This window comes from Vibrio sp. 1069, assembly GCF_033340555.1.
On the sequence record NZ_JAWOWP010000622.1, the window covers coordinates 1 to 596 of the forward strand.

The following is a 596-nucleotide window of genomic DNA, read 5'->3' on the forward strand; positions in this document are numbered from 1 at the left end:
AAACTGACCTTGCCAGACTCCGCACCCGACTCTTCTTGCATGTAAGTGGTCAGCCAAGGTGTGACCGAGACATCTTGCGCACTCACGTAAAACTCACCAGACACATCACGCAGCGAACCATGGTCTTTAAAGTTAGCATTTACTAACAGCGAATTCAGGCTAGCGTCTGCAATACTGACTGTGCCTTCCGCCAAGTGACGTTTGCCTTGGTTACTCCAGCGAAGCTGTTCAATATCGAGTCGACGAGTTTCGCCCGATACCGATTTGTACCAGACGCGTGAATTCGTAATGGTGAAGTCTTCAAACTGACGCAGCAATAGTGAGTCCAGCTGATCAATCAGCTTAATTTCATTTTGATCAACATCAGTGGTCGGCTCTTGATTGCTCGACGTAGGTAGAAGATCGACCGTGCGAATATCTAATGCCAAGTTATGAATGGTTAAGTCTGCCACGACGGGCTTAAACTGAAGTAACGATTGAATCAAATCGAATTCAATTTGAATTTCATCAACGGCGAATCGAGCTTCTTGGTTATTCGGTAAGTTAGCTTCTAAGCCGAGTAACGCGATAGAGGGATGGCTATTACGCCAAGAACC

1 pseudogene is annotated in these 596 nt (G+C 46.3%); it reads right to left on the reverse strand.

What is annotated here, in order from left to right:
- Positions 1–596 (reverse strand): annotated as a pseudogene (locus tag R7040_RS28095) (hypothetical protein); the annotation flags it as partial.